Below are 21,296 nucleotides of genomic sequence, written 5' to 3'. Positions count from 1 at the left end.
AGATGATTACTCCAGGTTTCTTATATATAACAGGTGCTTTACTATTACTTTTGCCCATTAAGAATAAAATAAAATTCATCATATCTTTCCTTATTACTGCAGGAGCCCTTATTGTTACTTTTTATTTAATACCTGGTTATAGTTTACAAGTGGATTTTCTCCACTATACTCTAGTTCCTTTTAAAGTAGATAGTATCAGTAAATTAACAGGATTAATTTTTGCTGTCGCTGGCCTAGCTGCTGTAATTTATTCCATTAATATATGTTCCCGAATTATTTTAAGTTTAATATTTGTGTTTATTGGTAGTGCCCTGACCGTGGTTTTTTCCGGTGATCTGTTTACTCTGTATATTTTTTGGGAATTAATGACAATCAGTTCATCTTTTATTATTATAATGGCAAGTGATTTAACTAAAAAAACGGGGTATTATTATTTTCTAATGCAGGTGGCAGGAGGTTTAAGTTTATTATGGGGGATATTTTTACAGTATTCGGCTACAGGTAATTTATCTCTGAATGCTATAGATGCTGGAATCCCTTTTTTTATGCTTGCGGTAGCAATTAAGCTGGCCTTTGTGGGTTTCCATACTTGGCTACCATTGGCTTACAGCAGGGCTCCTTTTTATGTTACAGTAGTTTTGTCAATATATACGACAAAAGTGGGCGTATATGTAATGTGCCGACTACTGTCCGGGATAAATATTTTGGCTTATGCCGGTCTTATTTCGGCTTTGTTTGGAATTGTAATGGCATTAAGGCAAAACCAGGTCCGTAAATTTTTGAGCTATTCCATAATAATCCAAGTTGGTTTTATGATTATTGGTATTAGTATTGGTACTGCTGCTGGAATAGCCGGAGCTATGTTTCACCTGGTTAATCACATATTATATAAAACTGTATTATTTATGGCAGTGGGAGTTGTCATTTATACCACAGGAAAGGATAATTTTGAAAATTTAGGGATCATGGGCAGAAAACTTCCCGTAACTTCTATAGCAACATTGGTAGCTTTTATGGGGATAGCTGGAGTTCCTTTTTTTAATGGATATATGAGTAAAACCATTATTAAAGAAGCTATACAGGAACCATTATTAACCTGGGGTTTGAACCTGATGAGTTTTGGGACTTCTCTGATATTTTTAAAATTTATATATTATGCATTTTTCAAAAATAGTAATGTTAACTTAGATAAAAAACCAGCCATCAGCATGCAGTTAGGATTGGGATTTTTAACTGTTATTATGATATTGATTGGTCTTAATCCTTTTTTGTTAGAAAATTTAACTAATATTGATGTAGATATTAATTATTTCGATATAAAACATATGTTAAGTGGAATTCAGCCCTTTCTCTGGTCAATTCCTATATTTATTTTATTAAAGAAATATTTAGTGAAGAACTATGAGAGACTTCTATATTATGATATTTATCGTAAAACGGCTAAAATATTTGTAACTACAGGCTATGAGTTAAGTAACTATCATGACGGAAAATTAAACAAATATTTGTTATGGGCAACTACCACTTTAATAATTCTGTTGTTATTGTTAATGTTTTAATATCCATCTACTGTTATGGTGAATATAGATTTGATGAACATTATTCAACGGTGAATTATACCAATTGACCTATTCCTGATTTGATGGACACGTAGAAAAGTTGATATACGATCGGGATTTACAATGTAGGCAAAATTACCTATAATCCTTCAAATTCATTAACCCACATCCTTCCTTTTTTTGTTTTAATATTGGTATTATACCAACATGATAAATAAGTTTAAAAATTAATCATAAAAGGAAAAGGAAGTTAAAATGTAAACACCTTTTAAGTTCTTATAAAGTTAATTATCTGAACTATATTGTGCCCCCATTTCTCTTGCTATTGTTTTGTATCCTATAATACCCTCTAATCCTTTACTATTTTATCTATAAGAGGGGTTATTGGCTTATAAGATGACCAGCTAAAGATATTCAAATCCCCAAAGACAATTCGTAGTAAGAAGTCTAAGCAAAGTGATTTGTTTGATCTTTTTTGTTTTTTTAACTACTCTTTGTAGGCTAGTTTAGGTACATTTTTTCGCAAAGCCCTCTAAAGAAGATCTTTGCTGCGCAGTATTTAGTCAAAAGTGACCTATCACTAGAGTTTTTATTATTCAACAAACCTGCCCCGATTGTTGAATAAGCTAGTAACCGCAGTAACCTGAGATCAATGGCTGTTCTTCAGTTATTGCTGTAATTTAATTTCCTTTACAACCAAGTTCCCAAACGTTTGTATATCCTGTATGTGATCAAGATTTTTATTCTCATATGTGTATAAACTGTTATACATCCTTACAGCAACAGCATTAAATTGAGGAATGACAAGACAAGCACAACCTGAAGCCCCAAGGATTTGATAGCTCCCTTCAGGTAATTCTGTACCTAATTCATTATAGTCACAGGAAACTTTATTATCTTTTAACCACCAATAGAAACCAAACTTAGGCAGTTTAGGATCAATCTCTTCTGGACTTTGAATTGTAGTAGAAAGCTCAAATACTCCTTTCGGTAAGAACTGTTTTCCATCCATTAATCCTTTATTCAAATGCAAGCTTCCCCATAAAGCCAACTCTCTACTATTAACATATAAATTTCTTTCATCACCAAAATTTGACCCAATCCTTATAGAAGGATATCTATCTGGAGAATGTATGTCACATACTAAAGTGCTTTTACCCTCGGTCGCCCACTCGGTACTTTTCCAACCCAAAGGTTTAAAGACCTGCTCAGAAAGTATTTGATTAACTGTTTTTCCGGTAGCTTGCTTGACGATTTTAACTAATAAGTCAGGACGTTTCCCTTCAATGTTGGTTCCTAAATCAAATACCCTTTGAACCTGTTCATTCTTAATCTTTAAACCAGTACATCTGGTTATCAGATGTCTAACCGTCGTCTCACCTAAAACTTCTTTATCCAATTCTTTAAAATAGTCACTGATCTTATTATCAAGATTTAAGTATCCCTCAAACACAGCTATTGCAGCTGCTAAACCTACGTATGTAACCCTAATTGAATATACGTTAAATTGTGAGGAATGATCTATATTCCTAGCTCCCGTTTCAAAATGATGGGTACCAGAATACCACTCGTGTACTATCTCGTTGTCCTTCCCTTGTTTAACATACCTTATAACTTTTGCAGATTCATCCCTAACTCGCTTTCTTCCTATTTCACTAAGAAGCCAGTTATTCTCTTTAGTATTATTATCTTCTGCAGGACACAAGGTAAAGTTAATCCATTCAGGCATATATGTTTTTAGAGTTAAATGTAACCCTCTCATATGGTATGAAGTCGTAACTACTAAGATTCGCCGTATGTTAAGACAAATTGGGGACGGTTCTTATCCTACTTTTCACGGTGGATCCAGCTGTCCAGTGAAGTTTTTTGATGATGCTTTTCATTTTTTTCTTGTAAAAGGAGCAAAGTAGAATGGGAACTGTCCCCATTCTACTTTGCTTTTTATAGTTTTTGTAAAATCTAACAATCTAATATTCCCATTTCTTACCATTCGTACTATAATACTATATTGTTACAGAATATTTTTACACTCGGTAAATAGAGCAGGCGGGATCTTAAATAAATTTTACAAATTTTTAAGAATACCAGGGCCTGCTCCTCAGTAGAATGAATTTTGTGGCAAACAGTTAGTAAAGGAGGAGGAACTAAGCCTCAAGACCTAGGTGAATATTAGCCTGGAGGAGGCTGTGAATCAGTCAGTAATCCAGTATCTTTAAAAAGAAGGAAAAACACTAAATCAGTATTAGGGGGAAACACATGCAAGCTTTAATAAACTGGGGTTTTCGCAATAAAGCAGCCATGAGTCTTTTGGTAATCATCACTTTGATTATCGGCATCATTAGCTATTTCCGTTTGCCTATGGAATTCTTGCCTGAAGCCGACAATCCACAAGTTACAGTCGTCACCCTGGGACAGGGGTATGACGCCGGCTCCATGACAGCAAACATCACAGAGCCCGTAGAGCAGGCGGTCACATCCATTTCAGGAAAAACATCGATCCTATCCACTACAGGTGAGGGATATTCTCAGGTTTCCATCAACTTTGATTCCAAAACCGACATGAAAGAAGCCAAGAATAAAGTCGAGGATGCAATCAAAGGAATTCAACTTCCTGAAGGAGTCGGAGAACCGCAAATTTCTCAGTTGAATACCTCTATGATTCCGATCGGTCAGGTGTCCGTGACATTTGATGACGGATTGACGAAAAAGAACCTTGATCTCGCCAACGATGAGTTCAAACCGTTGTTTGAGAAGCAATCCGGCCTGTCTCAAGTAAGCATCGACGGAGAAAACAGCGGCCGTGTCCAAATCAACCTTGATCACGACAAGCTGGAAAAGTTACATATCCCGGTCAACTCGGTGATGGGAGTGCTCCAAGGGCAGGATGTTTCCGCCTCTGCCGGAAGCACCACGATTGATGGCCAGAAGAGTACCATCAACGTCACAGACAACCTGACTTCCGTGGACGCCCTGAAGAACTTGCCCGTTCAGATGCAAGTTCCAAATGCTCCTGTCGTCAAACTGAAAGACATCGCAACCGTTGAAAAAGTGAAAGCTGAAAACACCATCACACGGGTAAACGGGAAAGAAGCCCTGGCAATCATCCTGTTCAAAGAAAGTGATGCCAGTGCCGTTACTGCAGGGGAAGAAGTGAAAGATACGGTAGATAAAATCAACAGTGACTATGAAGGTGTCGAAGCAACAGCACTGTTCACAACTGGGGATATGGTGAAGAACTCGGTAAACACCATGGTTCGAGAAGTAGCCCTGGGTGCATTGTTCGCAACACTCGTTATTCTTTTGTTCCTAAGAAAATTCAAGCCGACGCTCGTTACCGTCGTCTCCATTCCATTATCACTCTGTATCACGCTTTTCCTTCTCTGGTTATCCGGAGTCACGTTGAACATCCTTACTCTGGGAGGGGTCGCGGTGGCGGTCGGGCGTCTGGTCGATGACAGCATTGTCGTGGTCGAAAATATTTTCCGGCGCAGCCAGAATGAGAAGATTACCAAACAGAATGTTCTGCAAGCTACCATGGAGGTTTCCCGTGCCATCACGTCTTCCACTCTCATTACAGTGGCCGTATTCTTACCGATGGGACTCGTCAATGGCTCATTAAAGGCATTCCTGCTTCCTTTCGGATTGACGGTTACTTACTCGCTGCTTGCTTCCTTGCTTGTAGCATTGACCGTAGTGCCATTGTTAAGCCGCGGCATGTTAAAAAATACAACCTTGCCGACCCATCACACGCCTCACCGCTACGTGAACGTGTTACGTTGGTCACTAAATCATAAAATCGTTCCCATCCTTCTGGCCATTCTTGTGTTTGGAGGATCGATCGCCCTTTATATTACACTGCCGAAAGCAGCTACAAATGCGAATGATGCCTCATTTGTCTCTGTCACGATGGAATTCCCGAGTGATACGCCTCAAGACAACATGAAGCAGCGTATGACAGACTTTGAGGACAGAATTTCAGATTTTGAAGGGTACGACTATTTGATTACCCAGTACGGCTCAAGTGAAGAAAATGCTCAATACGGAGCAGTGAGTGATCCAAACACTGTTTTCTATACCGTAATCATGAAGGAAGATGCCGATGCTGAATCCTTCATCGAAAAGGTGAATGAAACGAAAAAAGATGAAAAGGATGTGACCATCACTGCGTCACCATCGTCCATCTTTGGAGGATCATCAAATTCCAGTATTACCTATGACGTCGTCGGAAATGACACTAATGAACTTCTGACTACTTCCAAAACGCTTATGGATAAGATCAAAGATGTGGATGGAGTGAAGAAAGTCTCAAGCAATCAGGAGAAAACATCACCTGTCTTCAAAGTGTACGTTAATACAGAGAAAGCGAATGCACAGCAAACAGCTATGCAAATCCGCTCCTTACTGAACCCGCAACCGATCGGGGCAGTCAACCTGGATGATGAAACCACACCCGTATTTCTGGACGCTGGCGTCAACCCTGAATCGAAGTCGGATTTGAACAACTTGACGATTGCAACAAGTTCAGGCATACAACCACTTTCCGACGTGGCTTCCATCACGGAAGAAGAGAAACCAAGTACCGTCCTGCATAAAGATGGTGACTTATATGTCCGGATCACAGCAGAGGTGGAACCTGAAGAACTATCGGTCATTTCGAAAAATATCGATACCGAGATCAAGGATATCAAACTTCCGAAAGGCGTTTCCCTGGCTACCGGCGGCGCCGCTGCCCAACAAGCGGATGACTTTAAAGACCTTGGGATGACCATGCTTGCTTCTATCCTGATTGTCTACCTGATTATGGTCCTGACCTTTAAGACGTTGAAAGGTCCACTGGCCATTTTGATTACGCTGCCGCTCGCCTCAATCGGTGCCGTCCTCGGACTGCTCATTGCCCGGGTACCTGCAGACGCAACGGCTCTCATTGGAGCGTTGATGCTGATCGGTATCGTCATTACGAACGCAATTGTATTAATTGATCGCGTCAAGCAGAACGAGGAAACGATGATCATTCGTGACGCGATTCTGGAAGCATGCGGAACTCGACTTCGTCCTGTGGTCATGACAGCGATTGCTACCATTTGCGCAATGCTTCCCCTTCTATTCGGTCACACAGAAGATGGAAGTCTTGTATCTAAATCGCTTGCTGTTGTGGTCATCGGCGGTCTTGCCGGAGCCACCGTGCTGACGCTCGTCGTAGTCCCAGTGTTCTACGAATTGCTTTACTTCAGGAAATCGAAGCGCCAACGGACACAACAATTGGAAAGTGAAGAAAAAATAGCTCAGTAGTAATATACATTAGGATTCAGGCCGCCGAATTTTTTCTGCGGCCTGGTTTATTAACATTTTTTTCTTGTAAAATGAGAAAAATAGAGTGGGAACCGTCCCCACCCTACTCTCCACTTATCAATCACACCCCCCTAAAATCCCCCATACTTTCCCCAAGAATATAATGTGAAAACCACATCAAATTCTGCTTCATGATCGCCACATTCATTCCTGGCTGGTCAGGACTATAGGCCATTCCTTTAAATAGTACTAATTCTGTCTCAACTTCCATATCCCTTAATCCTTTATATAGCTCATATGCATTTGTAATTGGAACTCTTTCATCCTTTTCACCATGTTGGATAAAAGTGGGCGTACAGGCTGATTTAATATAGGTCATGGGTGATGTTTTACTATAGATCTCTGGATCATTCCATGGATCATTTCCTAAATGCATCCTGACAAAGTAAGGGATATCTGTATTGACATAATGGTTACGCCAATTCGTAATCCCACCTCCGACTGAAACAGCCTTGAATCGATCACTATAGGTAGAACAGAAGGCAGAAATATATCCCCCTTGGCTCCATCCCATCACCCCTACCCGGTCCTTATCGGCAATCCCCTTGTCGACTAGTGTATCCACCCCGGATATAACATCATAGTAGTCACCGATTCCCAGGTTTCTATAGTTCGCTTTTAAAAATTCATTGCCGTAACCGGAACTGCCCCTGTAGTTTGGTTCTAACACGATAAAACCCTTTTCTATAAACTGCTCAACAGGATATTTATCATTGAAACAGCCTGAATGGATTGGGAAAGATGCCCACGCCGGACCGCCATGGATGAGTACCAGTAAGGGATATTTTTTATTTGCGTCAAACTCTGCCGGGGTTGATAAAACTCCCTCTATTTCAAGACCATTACTACTTTTCCATGAGATGATTTCCCTGTTACTTTTTAGCTTTCCTTTGAAAAAGCTATTTTCATTCGTTATCTTTTTATCCTCTAAATAGACTTCAAAGGTTTCATTTGTTATAGCCTTAGTATAGGATAGATGATTTCCATCCCTTGTTATGGATGCATCCAGTATAAAGCCATCTGCTTTTCCGCTTGGCATTTCCACCGTGCCATTCTCAGATAACAACCCGATATGATAATTCGTTTTATTCTGCCATCTCATTAAAATCCCTTTAGCTGTCCACCGTAATGGAAGTACCGTACTATCAAAATCTGTTAAAGGTTGAATTCGCTCTCCAGTATGAAGATCGTATATCTCCAGTGTACTGTCCTGTATATGGGTTTTATAGTACTCCTTCTCCCTTATGCTTGCTGAGTAACATAGTTTGCTGCCATCGGGAGAAATGCACACGCTCCCTCCCAACAACTTATCGATATTCATCTTTTGCAGCTCGCTAGCTTCAATATCCAGTATGTATAGATCTCCATCCGGAAAATCTCCCATATTCGGGCTTGGTGCAGCCATCAAAACAACCTTTTTCCCATCAGTTGAAATATCAAACTCATGGATATGAAAATCCTTACCGTCAGTTAGTGGTTGCGCCACGCTATTTTTACTAGAATCTTTTATTTCAATGTAATATAAACAATGATTCCGGTATTCCTTGGCTACATGCTGGAAACCTCCATATATCTCCTTGCGTTTCTTGATTTCCTTGGATTCTTTTGACTGCGCAACATAATAAAAACCCTTGCCAGCAGGATCCCACTTGAATGTACTTACTCCTTCTTTCTCATCCGTCATTTGAACCCTGCCATCACCATCTAATGACTCAACAAAGATCTGACTCTTCATCTCATCCCCGTCACCAACTGAACGAAGGTATGCAATATGTTTAGAGTCTGGAGACCATAATGGGGACGTTCCCTCTAGTAATGCGTAACATTCCCCCTTATTTTTTTCATAGATCCATATGTGATTCCTATATGTATTGCCTTTCCAGTCAGCTTTATATTTGACGAATGCTACGTATTTGCCATCGTCGCTTATGTTTTGGCCTGATATGGTTGGTAATGAGATAAGGTCTTCTATACTTGGATATGTTTTTTCAGTCATTTTCATTAATAACCCTCCTCGTAACAATAATCAAACTCTCTATATTATTTTTAGTTAGCTCTCCTTCAGTAATTATCTATTAATTTCCAATTTTCAGCAACTCCGTCTTCCATTAAATAGCCCTTTAACAGAATATCGAATTCTCCTCTTTCCACTACATAGCAGATAATTCGCAGCTTATTATTTCCAGGCTATTTATAATCAGGAAGAGAAAAAATTCTCCATCAATGAACCAAAAAGACACCCTTTTAGGAGGACAAAATCAATATAGGTTAACAAAAGAATCGTTTTCCTTCCCCCGTCGTTTTGAAAGGAACATGTTCTTGAAAATCTTGATAATACGTCTTTCCGCTTTCAGAAATCCCCATCAGCCTTTGACTTTTTGATAGTGTTGTTTTATTTCTTCTACCTGGAGAGTTGCAATTTCCCTAGCGACTTGCTCCATTTCTTCTCTCATATGCCCGACCAGTTGTGTCTCTTCCTTAGGAAACGGCCGTATGGCATAAGGACTCACGGGAGATTCTAAGTAATTAAATATTCCTTCTAACGCCAACTTTCCTTCACTTTTTTTAAAAATGAATAAAGCAATATCGCGACCTGCTGATCATACGCTTTTTCATTTCCTGCTCAATTCACATAATGAATTTTTTTCTCTTCCAATCGTTTAAACCAACTGTCTACGGTATTCTAATTTTATCAATATTCTTGTAGAGTTTATTTTTTAAATCGCTAGATTAAAGTTTTCCAAAGTTCCTATTCTATAATTTCACTTATAACATGCTTTTAATTTTTGTGAGATATTGAAATCTTATTATAATGAAATAGATTATTTGTAAGACTATAAACATGCCTATGACCGACATGGATTCTTTCATAAGTGAATAACTAAACATATTTTGCATGGCAATAAGGGATATGAAGCTATGAATGGTGGCAACGAATAACGGAATAAAAAATAGGACTCCTAATTTAGTCGTAATGATAGTTGATAACTCTTTTTCCGTTATCCCAAATTTTGCAATCATTTCATACTCGCGTTTGTCCTCCTTCATATCGGTATAAAGTCGAAAATACAATAGACTTGCGGAAGATATGAAAAATACTGCGCCTATAAAAAAGCCAATAAACAAGACAATATCAATACCTTGCTGAGTAATTTTCGTTGATTCAAGGAGCATTGTTCGAATACCAACAATGGTTCCGATCGCTGAAAAGGTTATGGTAAGGACAACCGTTACCATAAATAAAATTTGAGCGTTATCGCGTAAACGATAAATTAGGTTCGATACAATGATAATATTCACCTTGTGTCGAAAGATTTTCTTTTGTTTTCTTATGCGGTGAAGAATATAGACACTAAGCTGGGTGTAAAAGAAGTAGGTTCCAAGTATGACGATTATGGTTACTGGTATCATGGCGAAAAAAACCATAGCTTCCTGAACGAGCAACGCGATAGCATAGCCTCCTCCTAGAAGAAAAACAGATAAAATGGATAAAGCAGGAGATGCTTTGGGTGCACGTTTCGGTTTAGAGTTTCCTGTGAAGAGATCAATTAATTGACTACCCCGGACAAAAGAAGTCGTAAAGAATGAAATGATTAAAAACAGCACACCAAAAGAAATGGAAGTTAGGAGAATGGCTTCCCAGGGCCAATAAAAAGGGAGCTCATTTGACATTCCTAAGGCATATTCGCTAATTAAAAGCAGTAGTTTTGCAAACAGTAGTCCAATACATATCCCTGAAATTATGGCTGCAGATCCCATGAGCATATTTTCCAAAAAAATCAGGTTACGCAATTGTTTATCCGACATTCCATTGATTGCAAAAACTCCAAATTCTTTTTTCCGGGATTTCAAAAATGAACTCATAGAATAAAGCACAAAGAGAAAAGAAAACACATAAATAATCGCTTCTGCGAAATGCATACCTACAGAGACATATCCGCCAATTATCTCTGTGGTGAAAGCTGGATGGAATGCAAAAAGAGCATAAATAAAGAAAACAGAAACAGAGAATACACTGCTAAGAAAGTAGGATAAATAAACTTGTTTGTTTCTCACAACGTTAATGAATGCTAATCTTGGAAAAGTCATAATAGCCTCCTTACTGGTGAGCTAATGTTAGGTATAGTTATGCTTCATGTTTTCGAAAGAACCTATATCCTATTACCATAATGCAGCTAAAGGCTGCTAAGGATATGGTCAGTGAATAGGGTATAGTAAGATTCCTCATCGCTTCTGAATTTGGGATTAAAGTCAGTGAGGGGAGTGACCAGAAATAATACTTTCCATAGGCGCTGTTTGTAATAACAACACTCGTAATCGATGCAGCTAAACTTATCCCAATGGGCATTCCAATATTAGGGAATCTTATACTTAGAATCATCTGTAAAGCAAGGATGGGTAGACATGTTATCCAACAAATGAGGACATTAACGGCCGTCGTACCGTAGGGGATATTCCCAACACCCACAATAATCGCAGCTCCTATAGTTCCAATATAAAGAATGACCATGGATAGACCGACGAGTCCTATATGAATAATTGTTTTAGTGATATATATGGATTTCAAATTCACTGGCATGGTAAATAAGTATTTCCAATTATTTTCTGAATGTTCAATTCTGGCAAGCCAAACGGCCATCACCGCGATCGATAACGGAAGAAGTAAGAGACCGTAAAATGTTACGATTTGCCCTAGTAGTTTTTCCCAAGGAACCGCATTTCCTTGTAGGAAGACATCTTGATAACGGACGAAGTTATAAGCCCCAAACGTCACCATTAATAGTGGTGCTACACACATTAATAGCCAAACATAAGAGCGCTTTAACTTCATCATCTCCATCATTAATACTCTACCAAACGTCATGCTCTATTCACCTTCGTTTCTGTTTCATTTATTTAAATATCTCGGTGGGCAAATTCACGATACCCTATGATTAAACATAAGAGACCAACCACCACGGACTGCCCCATATACCAGGTAATATTAATTCCTTCATTTAAGCGGATAGGAAGTACCAAATAAGGATATACCCAAGGTAGCCATCGTGTCAGGGCTGATTGTAATAGAAATATGGCTGCTACCGTTCCACAGATGGATACGGCTAAAGGAATACCGGGATTATCGAATTTAATACTAAGCCAAAATTGAATGGTTAGCACAGCAAAAGCGCCAATCAATGCAGCACTAAGTGTTTGTATTAGTTGACTATACGGTATATCGCCAGGTAATTGGAGTATCGATGCACTACCTACAATACCAATGCCAAGCATAATGGAGCTTACCAGTAAGAAAAAGATGACCAACGTGATTTTCGCAAAATACACATCCCTTCGTTTGATGGGAAGAGCTAAGAGATATTTCCAATTATTTTCTGAATTTTCGCTCATGATAAGCATACTAGATAACACGGCTGCTAGGATTGGAAGTATAAGAACGGCCCAGATCACTACGTGTTGTTCAATGAAAATCGTCCAAGGTATATCTCCTTCTTTCACTACACTAGTATAGCGAATTTTAAAATTTGCATATTGTAATAGCAAAATTAAGGTTGGAGCTAAAATGACTGGAAAAACTATTCGATTGTTGCGAAGCTTTGCCCATTCAGCTGAAAGAACCTTATGAAACATCTAGATGGCCCCCTCTTTTCCTGTTAAATCCAAGAAAATTTCCTCTAGAGATTTGACGCTCTCTACCAAATGGGAGACTTCAAATCCATTGCTAACAAGTTTTCTGTTTATTGCTGAAACCGAGTCAGTTGGTTGATCGACCAGTAGCATATCTTCTATAATCCTTGCTTGAACATCTAGCTGGCGTAGTAGATCTTTTGCACCCATCAAATTATTGACTTTGATTTCAACTCGAGGTTTTTGATCTCTCTTCAACTCTTCCATTGTGCCATGAAACTTTAATTTTCCGGATTGAATGATGCCTACGTGGGAAGCGATCATTTCGATTTCGGCAAGGTTGTGACTAGAAATTAACACCGTTATACCAAATTCTTCGGGCATTCTTTTAATCAACTGCCGAATTTCATGGATGCCACTTGGATCAAGCCCGTTTGTAGGTTCATCTAATATTAATAGCTCTGGAGAACCAAGCAGAGCGAGTGCTATTCCTAGTCTTTGCTTCATTCCTAGAGAATACTGCTTCACTGGTTGGTGGGAAACTTCAGATAACCGAACAATTCCCAGCACCTCTTCGATTCGGGCGTTCGAAGATCCTAATATTTTACTAGAGAGTTTTAAATTTTCGAATCCAGTTAAGTTTCGATAATAAGAAGGAGCTTCGACGAGAGCCCCTACTCTTCCAAGAATATCAATTCGATTTTTATGAAATGTTTGGCCAAATAGCCTCACTTCACCTTCTGTTGGTTTCATTAGTCCGAGGAGCATACGGATTGAAGTGGTCTTCCCTGCACCATTTGGACCAAGAAAACCAAAAATTTGACCGCGTTTAATTTCTAAATTCACATGGTCAACTGAATACTGATCCCCAAATTTTTTTGTTAAATTTTTTGTAACAACTAATGTTTCTCCAGCATCCTTATTCATCATTATCCCTGCCTTTATGTACTGTCAAAGACTCCAATTATCTTTTTTTTTCGATGAAAGGCGTCTCTGAGCAAATTGTCTATAGTTGTACTATATGGGTAATGCGATTTGACTACCATTGTTTAACCTTTCATTACCTTACGATGTTGTAAGATAATGTAGATAGATCTTGTTTAAAGGTTTAACCATATTTATAAACCATGGAAATATATGCTAAAATTAACTGTATCATATAAGGGGCACCTATTAAATCAAGTTATTGGTACGGGGAAATTCATTGGAGGAGTGAAATCTATGTTTCGTGTGTTCATTGTAGAGGATGATGAGAAGTTGGTCTCTCTCCTACAAGACTATATTCAGAAATATGAATTTGAAACAAGCGTTGTACAAAGATTTGGAAGCGTGGTTGAAGAGTTTAAAGCTTTCTCTCCACATCTTGTTTTATTGGATATTAATTTACCAAAATTCGATGGTTATTACTGGTGCAAACAAATACGTCAGTTCTCTACTTGTCCCATTTTATTTATTTCTGCTCGTGACGAAAAGATGGAACAGGTGATGGCTATGGAAAACGGTGGAGATGATTTTATTACAAAACCCTTTGATTACGAGATTGTACTTGCAAAAATAAGAAGTCAGTTAAGGCGATCTTATGGTGATTATGCAACGAACCAACTCAGTAGAACGATAAACTTTGAGGGAGTTTCCCTTGATGTGGATCGCATGGTTATAAGTTTCGGTGTCTATATGGTCGAGCTAAGTCATACAGAGACAAGAATGCTAAGTGAATTTTTAAGCAAGCCTGAAGCAGTTATTAGTCGTGACAGATTGCTTGAAAAAATTTGGGATGAGGAAGCATTTGTAGATGATAATACGCTTAACGTTAATATTAACCGTGTGCGAAAAAAGCTTCAAAATCTCCACATTAAAAATGCCATTCTGACCGTGAGGGGCAAAGGATATCGTCTCATTCCTAATTGGAGGAAAGGAGAATGAAGCTATTTTTCCGTGATCATGTTTCTTTTTGCTGTTTATATGTCGGACAATTATTGCTCATATTGATGATTTTTTGGCTTGATGGCTATCGACATGGACCTACAGCTTTGTATGCATCGAGTTTAAGCCTCATACTCTTTGGTTGTTACTTAGTCGTTCGCTACATACGAAATCAAACATTTTACAAACGCCTTTCAACACCTTTAACATCAATGAATGATATGAGTATGGAACGTCAATCTTCTCCACTACCTAGCTATCTAGATCAGTTTCACGATGAACTACGCCAATACTATCTAAAAGAAATGGAAAGTTATAAATTAAAATTTGACCATCACATACAATTTCTAAATCAATGGGTGCATCAAATGAAAACGCCTCTCTCCGTGATGCACCTCATGGCACAAGAGCGAGATGATGAATTTTCTTCGTCTCTTAACGATGAGATTGAGAGGATGAAAAACGGATTGGATATCGTTTTATATACTTCGCGACTGGATTCTTTTGAGAATGACTTTTATGTGGAATCTCTTAGTCTCTATTCTTTGGTTCGAAAAACAACTTCTGTACAGAAACGATTATTCATAAGGAATCATATCTATCCGGAAATTATGATCGATTCAAAACTTTACATCCATTCAGATGAAAAATGGATATCTTTTGTTTTTACACAACTCATCACTAATGCCATTAAATACACGGTGGGTGCTGGGCAGAAAATCCAATTTGAGGCCAAACAATTGAAAGATGAAATTGTTGTTTCGGTACGTGATTATGGAGTTGGGATACCTAAAAGTGATTTACCACGTGTTTTTGATCCTTACTTTACTGGTGAAAATGGACGGTCGTTTCAAGAATCTACAGGAATGGGACTTTTTCTTGTTAAACAAATTATTGATGAATTAGGACATCGTATCGAAATAGAATCTAGTCTCAATCAAGGCACAATCGTTCAAATTTATTTTAAACGAGTAAATTAAATTACAAGTTTGTAAGTGAATTGTAAGGATAATCAATTCATCCACCGTTGTGTTAGCGTTACACTATGCTTACTTAGGAGGGGAGCTTTATGCAAATTGTAGATGTAAAAGGATTGAGTAAAATTTATAGAGGAAGGGTTTCTCATTGCGCTCTGGATCGCATCAATTTTTCAATCGATAAAGGAGAATTTGTTGGAATTATGGGTCCCTCAGGTAGTGGGAAGACGACTTTACTTAATTTATTAGCAACAATTGATATGCCATCTCATGGTACAGTTTCGATAAACGGGAGTAATCCACATGCTATGACTCATAATGATAAAGCAATTTTTCGAAGGAATGAGCTTGGATTTGTATTTCAGCAATTTAACCTTCTTGACACCCTGACGGTGGAAGAAAATATTGTCTTGCCTTTGGTTTTAAACGGGGTGAAATCTCAAGAAATGGACAAAGAAATTGCGCGTATTTCTCAACAACTAGGTATAGAATCTCTATTAAATAAAAGAACCTATGAAATTTCAGGCGGACAAATGCAACGAACTGCTATTGCTCGAGCGATTATTCATAAACCTTCCTTAATTTTAGCTGATGAACCTACTGGAAATCTTGATTCAAGATCCTCCAAAGCTGTAATGGACACTCTTACTAATATTAACCGGAGTGAAAAGACAACCACTCTTATGGTAACGCATGATCCAGTCGTAGCAAGCTATTGTAAACGAGTCATTTTCATCAAGGATGGTAAGCTTTATAACGAAATATATAAAGGAGATCGCCGTCCCGTTTTTTTTCAAAAAATTATTGATGTTCTTGGTCATCTGGGTGGTGATAGCTATAATTTGATGGTACCTAATTGATAATCATAAGTGAGGGGGTTACAAGTTAGATGGTTATATGTCAAAAGGGATTCAAGCAATCCTATTGTTACAAATATTATGGTTTTTAATGTTTTTGACTAATATTCTAGGATTTGTAGGGTCTTACAATGAATACTTGCAGGATTTCATTTGGTTAACTATACCAATTTTAGGTTTAATTATGGGTATTATAAGTTTGTCTAAACACGTTTTGAAATCTCTATCTATAATTAATATTGGTTGTGGATCAATCATATTCTTATCTTGGATCGCTATTTCAGGTATCGATAAGAAGTAATCATGAACAGACATGTTAGTTGAATGAAATTCAAGTTTTATAAAGGTAATTTCCAGTCTTCATTCGTTCGAAAATATTTATGGAAATCGAACGTATGAAGATTGTAACTACTGTTATGCGATTGGAGTTGTTTCGTTTATGGTAACTCTTAAAATGACTAACTCACATAAATAGGCACTTTCCTTATTAGAGAAAAGTGCCCGATTATACATCAAGAAAATGGCGTGTTTCAAATTAACAATTGTTGTTACTTCGATATTCCCTCGGGTAGCTTTAGCATAAGGACAAAATTTATGAGCTTCTGCGACGATTTCCTCTGCCACGCTAGTTTCTAGGAAATCTAATTGAGATGTCCAAAGTAATTGCTAGCACATAACCGTCATTGCATCTTTGCCGAGTGTGACATGGGAAGTAATTGTTGTATCTTCAGCTTTAATCTTCTTTTGTCTAAGTACTGCACCAATTGCACCTTCAAAGCATGCGCAAATCCTGTAGGGAACAATTGCTACGGATTTGTTACAGCTCCGTTACTTCCTTAGGATATCTCATATCCACAATAAGATTTTCATCGTTGGAAACAGCTTTGCCTTCTCTCCCGGATTCATTTCTTCCTTACCGTCAGACTTCACCTTTCACACGCTTGAAGAGAGTGCTTTCTTCCGAAAAAATGTTAACGGTACAAACTTACGAAACAGTTGACTACCTTCTTTTAATGACTGCCATCGTACATCGAGAAATACAAATAAGGTTACCTTCTTAATCTGTAACTTTGATTTCCCAAAAGATTTTTAGTAAAGCATCCTTTTGGTAAGTGGTTGAACATATAAACGTTTAGTTTCCAAAATTTCAAGCATAGATAATCACCTTCCCATTAATTGTATCAATTATAAACGGATCCAATTACACCATCCTCATAGTTCCCGGAAATGTCATAATCACAATCCTTTGTCACCTTCACTACGGCTGCTTGAGAGATTGGATAATAAGAAACCGTATACGCTTTCCCGTTTATCGTGGCAGAAATGTTTTTTCTCCTTTTAAATAGTCCAAATATTCTTCCAAGGCAAGATTTTGTAGCGGATATGCCACGGCTCATATTGAATGCCTGTAATTTCGGTATTATCTTGTGGATTGCGTAAAATAGAGCCGTGTTTCCATGCATTTTCCTCTATCCATTTTCCTTCCAGTGCTTTATCCATAGTCATTTGTGCAGATCCTACATCCAACGATAAACCTAAATTGTGTTCACTATAACCTGGTGGCAACGCATAAGCGGCACCTAATTCTTCGGAAAGTGCACTTTGTTTCTCAAAATTACGAAAGCCACTACTAATCAAAAAATGACGAACTCCATCTTTTTGAGTACCAGTCTTGAAAACTCCATTTCAACACTTCCTGACAAAAGGAGATCCTTATTCAGCAAACTGTATCCCTGAGTCAATTCTTTATGCAAAAATAAGTTAACAACATCGGATTTTATACTATCACGGGCGAACCGGAATCTTTTTATTGACCAAGAGCAAATTTCCTTGATAGATTTGCTCACTTGTAATCTCTAAATTTTGACTTATTTCAGTTAGGCTATCTTGATCATAGCTTTGAATATCAACTTTATCCTCTGTTAATTTGCTGACCGCAATACATAAGCAGCATACTATAATAAATATTAATCCCCACTTTTTCATTTTTATTTCCTCCTTCAAGCTTATAGATTAAGAATATTAAAAAGTTTTCAAATAAAAAGTGGGGCAAATTTTAAATTTCTCTTAAATATTCTTTAGGGACTATAGCTGATCATTTAGCTACACTATCAAGGGGCAAGCGCACTTCAAATACCGTTCGAATTAAGCTACTATTGGCTGTGATACTCCCGTTATGCTGTTCTACGATATTCTTTGCGATGAAAAGGCCAAGGCCAGTTCCTCCTTCTTGCATTTGCCGTGCTTTGTCTCCAGTATAAAAAATATCAAATAGATGCGGGAGGTCGGTCGGTGTTATACTATCCCCATAATTCACTACTTGTACCACTGCTTCATTTGCATCAATGTATCCGTTAATATCAACATATTCCCCATCATATCCGTAGCGATTTGCATTTGTAAGTAGATTTTCAAACACACGTGCCAATTGCTCGCCATCGCCTACAATAGGTAAAGTGGCTGGTAAATCTGTTCGGACTAGCAAATTATTTTTTTCAAATACCGGATACAGTTCTTCTTTTAGCTGCAAAAGGAGGTCATTTAAATTAAGTTTCATTTTTTTTATTGGGAGCATTCCATAATTCATTCTCGTTATTTCAAATAATTCATCAATAAGTTTTTCTAAACGTTGAGATTTGGTAAATGCAATTGTCAAAAAGTGTTGTACCTGCTCTTTTGTCAATTTCTCATCCTTTAGAATTAAATCTAAATAGCCGATAACAGAAGTGAGGGGTGTACGTAGATCATGAGCCAAGTTTACTACGAGCTGATCCTTGCTGCTTTCAGTGAAATCACCTCTTTCAACAGCTTCTTTCAACTTTTCACTTGCCAAATTTATATCCTGTGCGATATCTCTAAACTCATCATGGGCGGGAATTTCAACCCGATGGTGAAAATCACCTTGGGCTAATTTATGGATCCCCTTGGAAATTTCATTGAAATAGGTGGAATAGGGTTTAGTGAGTAATAAGAAGAACAATACAGAAAGTGGAATAAATAAGAGCAAAAAGAAATTAATATCTCCAATAGTGCTTACAAATAAGCGAACACGTGCCAATGGGTCTTCATAGTGGACATATGTGCGATAGTAAAATTGAAGACCAATAAATATTAAAAATGTAATGATACCGGAAAACATCATGCTTAAACCGAATAAAACAATCATTCTAGCACGAAAACTGTGTGCAAATTTAGCCATTGAATGCATAACCTACTCCCCAAACGGTTTTTATCCATTTGTTCTTCCTTTTATCTTCTTCCAGTTTTTTTCTTAATGTACGTATATGGACCATTACTGTGTTACCACCTTCAAAATAAGCTTCCCCCCATACGTGTTGAAAAATATTTTCCACACTATACACTTTCTTCGGATGGCTTGCCAGCAAATATAAGATATCAAACTCTTTTGGTGTCAGTTCGATGTTCTCACCAAATACCATTACTGTCCGTTGATCAGGGGATATTACTAATCCGCCATACTCCAAAATAGATTTATGATTCATTTTTGGCTGATTCAACTTCAGCGAACGCCGCAATTGGGCATTTACACGAGCGACCAATTCAATGGGAGTGAATGGTTTCGTCACATAATCATCTGCCCCGATTACTAACCCTTGCACTTTATCGAAATCGGAAGTTTTTGCACTTAAAAAGATAATGGGCATATTATACTGTTCTCTAATGTGTTGAGTCACTTCATACCCATCCATTTTTGGCATCATAATATCCAATATAATTAAGTCAATATGCTGAGTCTGAATCGCTCGAATTGCTTCTTGTCCATCTGTTACTTTAATAACCTGGTACCCTTCCTTTTCTAAATGAATGGCTACTAAATCGGCAATCTCCTCCTCATCATCTGCAATTAAAATTGATATTGGTTTCATCTTTTCCACTCCTATTGAAGTACAATCTGATTATTCTAATACCTATCGAAGCAAATTTTTCTGGCGCTATATCAGCAGGATTATACCCAGTATTTCATTTCTTTGTTAAAATTTAATGCTTATTTCATTTTTTAGTATTCACACTTCTTTTAAGAATATGGAAAAACGATGATAATGGATGAATTCTCCCTAATCAATTTCTTTATATAAGCTACTCTGAAAGGCGAGCTATATATGGCTGTAAGGTGCGGTATTCGTGATACCAGAAAGCAAATGACTACAGATGAGATCATTGCAAGAAACAAGAAACTACGAGAGTTCTATAACAAAAAACGCGATAAAGGTAAACCCTTTAGAGTTACCGTAATTGCTTGTGTGAATAAGCTCTTATACTGGCTCTATGCCTTATTAAAAAGCAAAACAACCTTCCAAGATATAGCTTAACTACTACATCTAACTATCAAATGAAAAACCTTCCAAACAGTGTACTCGGAAGGTTATTTGTAATGGACAGTTTTAGTATAGCATGGATAAATAAAATTCCTTATTAAAAATGTTGACAAACTTAAAATATGATGAATAACTCTTTATAGGCTTAGCGACAGGGTTCTGCTCTAGACCGCACAGTAGTAATCGCTTGAAAGCACCGTATCCAAGTAAGCCTCCAGAGATGTTTAGTATAAGATCATCCACATCAAAACTTCCGATAGAAAAAACGATCTGTAAGCATTCCAGACCTAAGCTTAAGGATAAAACTAATGTATCTTTCAATGATATCCCTTTGTTTTTAGACAACAATAGAATAAATGCCCCAAATGGAATGAATATTACAATATTACCAACCAAATTGATTAAATGATGGATAGACGGTATCTGAATATAAACAGATATGGTTTTAAACAGAATAAAATTTCCTGATTGCAACTGATTCAAGATAAAACCGGGGTCTCACAGATTCCTCTGAAGTCGAGACATGAGAAAAGTAACATGAATCGAGTCAAACTTAAACAGAATGATTTTGAATAAAGCATTCAGATACAAGGTAAATAGTACCGGTACCATAATGCCTTTCATTAAATTTCGTTTGTTTCATTCCCCACCCTCACCTTCCCTGAGTTT

Annotated in this window: 15 protein-coding genes and 2 pseudogenes; 6 read left to right on the top strand and 11 right to left on the bottom strand. The window is 37.6% G+C overall.

Annotated elements, in window-relative coordinates:
* Positions 1–2 precede the first annotated feature (2 nt).
* On the top strand, positions 3–1,559 hold the full coding sequence (locus tag AC6CIB_RS02880) for a proton-conducting transporter transmembrane domain-containing protein (RefSeq protein ID WP_498277900.1): 1,557 nt from the start codon (positions 3–5) through the stop codon (positions 1,557–1,559).
* A gap of 667 nt (positions 1,560–2,226) precedes the next feature.
* Here the strand turns inward: AC6CIB_RS02880 and AC6CIB_RS02875 are convergent.
* The gene (locus AC6CIB_RS02875) at positions 2,227–3,321 is read right to left on the bottom strand and encodes a serine hydrolase domain-containing protein (protein ID WP_498277899.1); all 1,095 of its coding nucleotides are present in this window, start codon (positions 3,319–3,321) and stop codon (positions 2,227–2,229) included.
* Positions 3,322–3,815: 494 nt separating this feature from the next.
* Here AC6CIB_RS02875 and AC6CIB_RS02870 point away from each other — a divergent pair, with 494 nt between their 5' ends.
* Entirely contained in the window at positions 3,816–6,848 is a 3,033-nt protein-coding gene (locus AC6CIB_RS02870) for an efflux RND transporter permease subunit (RefSeq protein ID WP_498277898.1), read from the top strand.
* A 121-nt stretch (positions 6,849–6,969) separates the two neighbouring features.
* Here the strand turns inward: AC6CIB_RS02870 and AC6CIB_RS02865 are convergent, their stop codons facing one another.
* From AC6CIB_RS02865 to AC6CIB_RS02840, 6 genes are all read right to left on the bottom strand, one after another.
* Positions 6,970–8,910, bottom strand: a complete 1,941-nt coding sequence (locus tag AC6CIB_RS02865) for a S9 family peptidase (protein ID WP_498277896.1) — start codon at positions 8,908–8,910, stop codon at positions 6,970–6,972.
* A 361-nt stretch (positions 8,911–9,271) separates the two neighbouring features.
* Entirely contained in the window at positions 9,272–9,457 is a 186-nt protein-coding gene (locus tag AC6CIB_RS02860; protein ID WP_498277894.1) for a hypothetical protein, read from the bottom strand.
* Between the two features lie 217 nt (positions 9,458–9,674).
* Positions 9,675–10,964, bottom strand: a complete 1,290-nt coding sequence (locus AC6CIB_RS02855; RefSeq protein WP_498277892.1) for an FtsX-like permease family protein — start codon at positions 10,962–10,964, stop codon at positions 9,675–9,677.
* A 70-nt stretch (positions 10,965–11,034) separates the two neighbouring features.
* Positions 11,035–11,772 (bottom strand): ABC transporter permease, encoded by a 738-nt coding sequence (locus AC6CIB_RS02850; RefSeq protein WP_498277891.1) that lies wholly within the window; start codon positions 11,770–11,772, stop codon positions 11,035–11,037.
* Between the two features lie 32 nt (positions 11,773–11,804).
* Complete coding sequence (locus AC6CIB_RS02845) at positions 11,805–12,536, bottom strand: ABC transporter permease (RefSeq protein ID WP_498277889.1); 732 nt, start codon at positions 12,534–12,536, stop codon at positions 11,805–11,807.
* On the bottom strand, positions 12,537–13,460 hold the full coding sequence (locus AC6CIB_RS02840; protein ID WP_498277888.1) for an ABC transporter ATP-binding protein: 924 nt from the start codon (positions 13,458–13,460) through the stop codon (positions 12,537–12,539).
* Positions 13,461–13,754: 294 nt separating this feature from the next.
* Here AC6CIB_RS02840 and AC6CIB_RS02835 point away from each other — a divergent pair, with 294 nt between their 5' ends.
* The 3 genes from AC6CIB_RS02835 to AC6CIB_RS02825 all read left to right on the top strand — a co-directional run bounded on the left by AC6CIB_RS02835 (position 13,755) and on the right by AC6CIB_RS02825 (position 16,293).
* Positions 13,755–14,456 (top strand): response regulator, encoded by a 702-nt coding sequence (locus tag AC6CIB_RS02835; RefSeq protein WP_498277887.1) that lies wholly within the window; start codon positions 13,755–13,757, stop codon positions 14,454–14,456.
* Entirely contained in the window at positions 14,453–15,436 is a 984-nt protein-coding gene (locus AC6CIB_RS02830) for a sensor histidine kinase (protein WP_498277885.1), read from the top strand. The genes AC6CIB_RS02835 and AC6CIB_RS02830 overlap by 4 nt, the downstream gene beginning before the upstream one ends.
* An 89-nt stretch (positions 15,437–15,525) precedes the next feature.
* On the top strand, positions 15,526–16,293 hold the full coding sequence (locus AC6CIB_RS02825; protein WP_498277883.1) for an ABC transporter ATP-binding protein: 768 nt from the start codon (positions 15,526–15,528) through the stop codon (positions 16,291–16,293).
* 1,178 nt (positions 16,294–17,471) lie between these two features.
* On the opposite strand, the pseudogene AC6CIB_RS02820 reads toward AC6CIB_RS02825, so the two are convergent.
* From AC6CIB_RS02820 to vanR, 3 genes and pseudogenes are all read right to left on the bottom strand, one after another.
* Positions 17,472–18,276: pseudogene (locus tag AC6CIB_RS02820) on the bottom strand (M15 family metallopeptidase).
* Between the two features lie 109 nt (positions 18,277–18,385).
* A complete protein-coding gene (locus tag AC6CIB_RS02815; RefSeq protein ID WP_498277882.1) occupies positions 18,386–19,489 on the bottom strand; it encodes a sensor histidine kinase in 1,104 nt (367 codons plus the stop codon).
* Positions 19,482–20,177, bottom strand: coding sequence for a vancomycin resistance response regulator transcription factor, VanR-F/VanR-M family (gene vanR, locus AC6CIB_RS02810; RefSeq protein ID WP_498277880.1), 696 nt, complete (start codon positions 20,175–20,177; stop codon positions 19,482–19,484). Before vanR ends, AC6CIB_RS02815 begins: the two co-directional genes overlap by 8 nt.
* 216 nt (positions 20,178–20,393) lie before the next feature.
* Here vanR and AC6CIB_RS02805 point away from each other — a divergent pair.
* Positions 20,394–20,621: pseudogene (locus AC6CIB_RS02805) on the top strand (IS110 family transposase); the annotation flags it as partial.
* A 72-nt stretch (positions 20,622–20,693) separates the two neighbouring features.
* Here AC6CIB_RS02805 and AC6CIB_RS02800 read toward each other — a convergent pair.
* Positions 20,694–21,101: a VanZ family protein gene (locus AC6CIB_RS02800; RefSeq protein ID WP_498278628.1), complete on the bottom strand. Its 408-nt coding sequence runs from the start codon at positions 21,099–21,101 to the stop codon at positions 20,694–20,696.
* Between the last annotated feature and the right edge of the window lie 195 nt (positions 21,102–21,296).

It is taken from the genome of Rossellomorea sp. GQ25, from assembly GCF_059758515.1.
This window is presented reverse-complemented; position numbering and strand designations above follow the sequence as displayed.